Source organism: Streptomyces sp. NPDC037273 (assembly GCF_055603625.1).
In genome coordinates this window covers 594,292-601,170 of the sequence record NZ_JBVJVO010000004.1, presented here as the reverse complement: position 1 = coordinate 601,170, position 6,879 = coordinate 594,292, and the positions used below count along the sequence as shown (strand labels likewise).

The following is a 6,879-nucleotide window of genomic DNA, read 5'->3' as shown; positions in this document are numbered from 1 at the left end:
GAACGGCCAGCTCGGCCGGAACGGCCAGCTCGGCCGGAACGGCCAGCTCGGCCGGAACGGCCAGCTCGGCCGGAACGGCCAGCTCGGCCGGAACGGCCTCGCTGACATAGACGAGTCGAGGCGACAGGGAGGGCCGAGGCGGGCAGGCGGACGGGCGGTCCGCCGGCCGAACGGCCCGGCGGCCCGGCGGCCCGGCGGCCAGAACGGCCAGGCGGCTGGAACAGCCCGCCGCTGCCCAGCCCTGCGCGGCCGTACGCGCGCTCCCGGCGCCGCACCGGACCGGCACACCGACGTAGCCGCGCCACCTGCCCGCGCCCGCGACCGCCCCGCCAGGCCACGCCCCACCCGCGCGCCCGGCCCGCTCCACCACCCCACCACCCCTCGGCCCCCGCTCACACCCCCCGCCCCCGTCCAAGGTCACACCCCCGCCCCCGCCCCAGGTCACACCCCCGCCCCCACCCCACCCCCCTCCCCGGCCATTCGGAGGAGTACCGCATGCCGAGGTGGGGGTGGGCGGGCAGAGTGGGGGTGGGTGGTGGTTTTTGGCTGCTTCGGCGTGGAACGGAGTGGGGATCCTGATGAGTCCCGGCAGTGACGACCCCTTGGATGCGGGGCATTCGGCCGGGCTCGTGGTGGACGCGAGGGGGGTGATTCTGCGGTGTACGCCGGCGGCGGAGAGTCTGTTGGGGCGGTCGGCGGATGATCTGCACGGGCGGCGGGTCAGGGATCTGCTGGCGGAGCCGGCGAGTTGGCGTCGGGTCATGGAGCAGCGGGACGGGCCGGTGTGGGAGGGGCGGGCGGTGCTGGCTCCGGAGGGCGGCGGGGAGGTGGAGTTCCGGGTGCTGCCGTTGGTGGACGGCGAGCGGCCGGGGCGGGCGGGCGAGTACTTGGTGATCGGTGCGCCGCGTGCTCTGGTGTCGCAGTGGCGGCAGGGGCATGCGTTCATGCGGGAGTTGTTCCTGCAGGACCGGATCGGGTTGGCGGTGCTCGACAATCAGCTGCGGCTGGTGCGGACGAACACGCATCTCCTCCCCTACTCGGGTGTGCCGGACGACCTGTACGGGGCACGGCTGGGCGACTTTCTGCGGGAGGCGGACGCGGAGGTGATCGGCTCGCGGCTGCGGGAGGTCCTGACGACGGGGGTCCCGCTGGTGGGGTTCGACGTGAAGGTGCACACGCAGGTCGATCCGGGGGCGGGGCGGATCATGACGCTGTCCGCGTTCCGTCTCCAGGGGGCGAAGGGGGCGGTCATGGGGGTGACGGCGCTGTTCGTCGACGTGACGGAGCAGCGGCTCTCGCGCAGTCGGCTCGATCTGCTGCACCGGGCGACGACGGTGCTGAGCACGAACCTCTCCGCCGAGGAGACGACGCGGGACCTGACCGAGGTCCTGGTCCCCGCGCTGGCGGATCTGGCGGTCGTCGACGTCGCCGAGGCGGTGTTCACGTACGAGGAACCGGGCCCCGAGCACCATGACGACCACGCGCTGCGCCGCACGGCGGTGGCGGGCGTCTCCCCGAGCGGGTCCGGCGGCGCGGTCGTGCCTTCCTCCGCGGGCCGGCTGGTGATTGGCGCGCCCGTTCCCGTCGACACGGGTGGGGTGTTGTCGGGCCGGGTGTGGTCGGACGCCGCGGCGGAGGGTGTCGAGCCGGGGGACGCGCTCGGGCTCGCGTACGGGATGAGCGCGTGGCTGCGGGCGCGGGGGTCGCTCCTGGGCCGTATCCGGGTGGGCCGGGGCGGGGACCGGCCGCCGTTCACCGGGGAGGATCTCGCGCTGCTCGAGGAGATCGCCTCGCGGGCCGCGCTGGTGGTGGACAACGCGCGGCGGTACGCGCGCGAGCGGAACGCGGCGGTCGGTCTGCAGCGCAGTCTGCTGCCGTCGGCGACGACCGACACGCCCACGGTGCACACGGCGAGCGTCTACCTCCCGACCGACACGGCGACGGGGGTGAGCGGGGACTGGTTCGACGTGATCCCGCTGTCCTCGGCCCGGGTGGCGCTCGTCGTCGGGGACGTGGTCGGGCACGGGCTCCAGGCGACGGCGACGATGGCGCGGCTGCGGACGGCCGTGCGGACGCTCGCGGACCTGGATCTCGAACCGGACGAGCTGCTCACGCATCTCGACGATCTCGTGTCGCAGTTCGCGATCGACGCGGACGGGGCGCAGGCGACGCGGCCGCCGGGTACCGAGATCGCCTTCGGTTCCTTCGGCGCGACGTGCCTGTACATGACGTACGACCCGGTGACCCGGCGGTGTCTGGTGGCCAGTGCGGGGCATCCGCCGCCCGCGGTGGTGAGCCCGGACGGCACCGTCACGTATGTGGATCTGAGCCCGGGGCCGCCGCTCGGGGTCGGTGGGCTGCCGTTCGAGCCCGTCGAGGTGGAGGTGGCGGACGGCAGTGTCCTCGCGCTCTACACGGACGGGCTGATCGAGCGCGGCCATGCCGATCTGGACGAGGGGATGGCCGCGCTCCGGGGCGCGCTGTCGGGGGCGCTGGTGCCCGGCCGTGCTCTTGAGGAGGTCGGTCCCGAGGTGGTGCGGGGGCTCGTACCGGGTCCGCTGTCGGATGACGTGACGCTGCTGCTCGCGACGGTCCGCGGGGTGCCAGAGTCCGACAGTGCCCTGTGGACCTTCGCGGCGGACCCGTCCGTGGTGTCCGAGGCACGCGCGCGCGTACTGGCCCAGCTGTCGCGGTGGGGCCTGGACGAACTGGCCTTCACGACCGAGCTGGTGGCGAGCGAGCTCGTCACCAACGCCATCCGGTACGCCGGCGGTCCCATCGGCCTCCGCCTCATCCGCGCGGCCTCCCTCATCTGCGAGGTCTCCGACGGCAGCGGCACCCAGCCCCGTATGCGCCGCGCCCACGCCACGGAGGAAGGCGGCCGCGGTCTCTTCCTGATCGCCCAGCTCACCGACCGCTGGGGCAGCCGGTGCACCCGCTCGGGCAAGACGATCTGGACGGAGCAGACGCTGCCTCCGCCGATCTAGGCGTACGGAGCGGGGCCCGCGAGCCCGGCCCCGTCGCCGGGGCATCGGCTGGCTAGGGTGTGCGGCGTGCGAGTGCTTTTGGTCGAGGACGACGAGAATCTGCGGTACGGGGTGGCGGCGGCGCTGCGGGCGGCGGGGTTCGCGGTCGATGAGGCGGCGGATCTGGCGCGGGCCGACGAGGCGTTGTTCGTGACGGCGTACGACTGTGTCGTGTTCGACCGGATGCTGCCGTCGGGGGACGCGGCCGGGTATGTGGAGGGGATGCGTCGGGACGGGCGGGCGGTGCCGGTGTTGTTCCTGACGGCTCGGGACTCGGTGGCCGACCGGGTGGAGGGGTTCGCGAGCGGCGGGGACGACTATCTGGTGAAGCCGTTCGCCGTGCCGGAGCTGGTGGCCCGGGTGCGGAGCCTGTGCCGGCGTTCCGCGGTGGTGCGGCCGCCGGTGCACCGGGTGGGCGATCTGGAGATCGACACGGCGCGCCGGCGGGTGCACCGGGCCGGCGTGCTCCTGACGCTGACGGGACGGGAGTTCGCCGTGCTCGAAGCGCTGGCGGCGCGGGCCGATCAGGCGGTGTCCCGGGCGGAGCTCCTGGAGAGCTGCTGGGACGAGATGGCCGAGCCGCAGTCGAACGTCCTGGAGGTACTGGTCTCCCAGCTGCGCCGCAAGCTCGGCGATCCGCCCGTCGTCCACACCGTGCGGGGCGTCGGCTACCGGCTCGCCGCGGACGGAGAGGCGTGAGGCGCCCGGGCGGTAAGCGCGGGTCGCGGGTGCTCGCTCCGACGGAGCGGGTGCGGCGGCTGCGGAGGCGTACGACGGCGTTGTTCGCGCTGACCAGCGCCGTGGGGCTGGTGGCCATGGCAGTCTTCGCCGTGCGCAGCGACGACGCGCGCTGGCGCGATCAGCTGGACCGGACGATGGACGGGGACACCAGTTGGGCGGTGGGGCTCCTGGAGACCGAGGAGGACGGGCGGCTGGACACGCGGACGCTCGTCGAGACGATGGGGACGGGCTGTCCGCCGCTTTCGGTGCTCTCTGTGGTCCCCGCGAAGGACGAGGCGGAAGGGGCGGACGGGGCAGGTGAGCCCCGGCTGGAGGTCGAGCACGCTCCGGCCCGGCCCTGTGTGTCCGTCGCGCCGGCGGAGATACGGGCGGTGGCGGCGGCGGCCGTACGGGCCGGGGATTCCGTGGCATCGGATCGGCGGGCGACGGACGGAAAACCGGTCCGGGTCTTCGCGCTGCCGTTCTTCGGTCCTGAGGCGGCGGAGGGGGAGCCGCCGCAGGGCGTCATCGTGACGATGACGGCGACCTCGGATCAGGCGGCCGATCACCGCAGGCTGGTCTGGCTGGTCACGGCGGGCTGCGCGCTGCTCGTGGCCCTGTCCGCGGCGGTGGGCCACTTCCTGTCCGGGCGGGCCGTCAGGCCGGCGCTTTCCGTGCTCGGTCAGCAGGAGGCGTTCCTCGCCGACGCGGCACACGACCTGCGGACACCGGCCGCGTCCCTGCGCACCCTCGCCGAGACCGCGCTGCGTGGCGAGACGGACAGCACCGACGTGCTCCGGCGCACGCTCCGCCTGGCCGAGGGCATGGGCCGGCTCGTCGACGGGCTCCTGACCAGGGCCCGTCTCATGTCCGGCACGGCCACGCTCGCGCGTGAACCGCTGCGGCTCGACCAGCTCGTCGAGGCGGTCGTCGCCGAGGCCCCCGCCGACGGGCACCGGGTGACGGTCAGCACCGAGAAGTGCGTGGTGGACGCCGACCCCGATCTGGTCCGCAGGGCCGTGGCGAACCTCCTCGGCAACGCCCTCGCCCACGGGCATCTGCCCGGCGTACCCGCCGAGGTCCGCATCAGCGTCGGACGCGACGGGTCCGTGACCGTCGAGGACGCGGGGCCCGGGCTTCCTCCGGGGGTCGCGGACGCGCTGTTCGAACGGTTCCGCAGCGGGGCGGGGTCCACCGGACTCGGGCTCTCCATCGCGTCCTGGGTGGCGCACGCCCACGGCGGGACGCTGACCGTGGACCGCTCGGAGCCCTCCGGCCGGTCCGGCCGGTCCGGCGAGGGCGAGCTCGACGGCCTCGGTGGCGCCCGCTTCGTCCTCCGACTTCCCACCGTCGACTGAGGCGGCCCGCGTTCGTCCTCATCAAATCCTCAGCATCGGCCCGGCAAGCTCCCCCGTGAACCGAACATGGGAGCACCCCGTTGATCCGCGCTGTCCACCGCCCCGCCCTGGCCGTCGCCCTCGCCGTCGTCGGCGCCACCACCCTCGCCGCCTGTACGACGTCCCCGGCGGCCTCCTCCGACCGGCCTGGCCGACCGGCCGCCCAGGCCGACCCCGCCAACCGACCCGACCTGCGCACCTTCTACGGCCAGCAGCTGAAGTGGTCGAAGTGCGGGGACCACCAGTGCGCCGAGCTCACCGTGCCCATGGACTACGCGCACCCGGCGAACGGCAAGACCTTCGTCCTGCCCGTCGCGCGTGCCGTCACCGCCGACCCCGCCCGGCGGATCGGCTCGATCATCGCGAACCCCGGTGGCCCCGGCGGCTCCGGAGTGACCTCCCTCCTGGACGAGGGGATGGCCGAGTCCTTCACCGAGAAGGTGCGCACCCGCTTCGACATCGTCTCCTTCGACCCGCGCGGTGTCGGCGGCAGCTCACCGGCTCTGACCTGCGGAGACGCCAAGGCCGCCGACGACGGTGGTGGCGGCAGCGGCGAGTCCGAGGACGGCGGGACGCCGGGCACCGGCACCGCCCCCGCCGACCCCTTCTTCCCGAAGAGCGACGCCGAGCGCGCCGAGGTGCTCGCGTCGGCGAAGCAGGAGGCCGACGCGTGTGTGAAGGCGAGCTCGGGCATCCTGCGCCATGTCGGCACGGAGGACGTCGCGCGGGACATGGACGTGCTGCGGGCGGCCCTCGGTGAGTCGCGGATGACGTATCTCGGCTGGTCGTACGGGACGAGCCTGGGGACCGTGTACGCCGAGCAGTTCCCGCGCCGGGTGCGCGCGATGGTCCTCGACGGTGCCGTCGATCCGTCCCTGGACTGGTCGCGGCGTGCGGTGAGCCAGGGCGTCGGGTTCCGGCGGGCCGTGGACGACTACATCGAGTCGTGCCCCGAGGTGGCCGGGGACAGCTGTCCCGGCGGCACGCCCGAGGAGATACGCACCCTGATCGAGGGTCTCTTCGAGAAGACGGCGCGCTCTCCGCTGCCCGTCGAGGGCGACGAGTACGGTGCCGACGCGAACACGCTGCTCGGTGCGCTGACGACGTCCATGTACACCCCTGAGGCCCAGTGGAAGGACCTCTCGGAGGCCCTGGCCGACGCGGGTCGGGGCGACGGTACGAAGCTGGCCGCGCTGGCGAACTCCGAGGAGCCGGAACCGGCGACGGACGACGCGGAGGAAGGCGGGGCGGCGACCGGTTCCGCCGACGGCGACGGCCGGCCCGGCGCCGACGTGCCGGCGGACAACAGCGACGCGGCCCTCCAGGCCGTCAACTGCTTCGACGTCCCTCACCCCCGGGACGCCGCGTCCTACTGGAAGGCCCTCGCCCCCGCCGACAAGGCCGCGGGGCGCTACGGCACCTCCAGCGTGACCTCGTCCCTCACCTGCAAGGACTGGCCCACCACCGCCCGCAAGCCGCACCGCGTCGACGCCCCCGGCGTCCCGCCCGTCCTGGTCGTCGGCACCACCGGCGACGCGGCCACCCCCTACGAGGAGGCGAAGAGCCTCGCCTCCCAGTTCCCGCGCGGCGCCCTCCTCACGTACAAGGGCTTCGGCCACACCGCCTACGGCCGCAGCAACGCCTGCGTCTCCGACCACGTCGACGCCTACCTGATCGACGGTCGTACGGTCCCCGCCGGCACCACCTGCTGACCAGGCGGGTCACCCCGGGGCACC

4 protein-coding genes and 1 pseudogene are annotated in these 6,879 nt (G+C 74.1%); 4 read left to right on the top strand and 1 reads right to left on the bottom strand.

The window, feature by feature from the left end; all coding sequences use genetic code 11:
- A pseudogene (locus ACZ7G1_RS14835) lies at positions 1-370 on the bottom strand (hypothetical protein); the annotation flags it as partial.
- Positions 371-578: 208 nt separating this feature from the next.
- Between ACZ7G1_RS14835 and ACZ7G1_RS14830 the strand changes: the two are divergent.
- The 4 genes from ACZ7G1_RS14830 to ACZ7G1_RS14815 all read left to right on the top strand — a co-directional run bounded on the left by ACZ7G1_RS14830 (position 579) and on the right by ACZ7G1_RS14815 (position 6,855).
- A complete protein-coding gene (locus tag ACZ7G1_RS14830) occupies positions 579-2,987 on the top strand; it encodes a SpoIIE family protein phosphatase (protein ID WP_470879797.1) in 2,409 nt (802 codons plus the stop codon).
- A gap of 72 nt (positions 2,988-3,059) precedes the next feature.
- Entirely contained in the window at positions 3,060-3,725 is a 666-nt protein-coding gene (locus ACZ7G1_RS14825; protein WP_470879817.1) for a response regulator transcription factor, read from the top strand.
- 29 nt (positions 3,726-3,754) lie between these two features.
- A complete protein-coding gene (locus tag ACZ7G1_RS14820) occupies positions 3,755-5,104 on the top strand; it encodes a sensor histidine kinase (protein WP_470879795.1) in 1,350 nt (449 codons plus the stop codon).
- A gap of 80 nt (positions 5,105-5,184) precedes the next feature.
- On the top strand, positions 5,185-6,855 hold the full coding sequence (locus tag ACZ7G1_RS14815; RefSeq protein ID WP_470879793.1) for an alpha/beta hydrolase: 1,671 nt from the start codon (positions 5,185-5,187) through the stop codon (positions 6,853-6,855).
- The last annotated feature ends 24 nt before the right edge of the window (positions 6,856-6,879 follow it).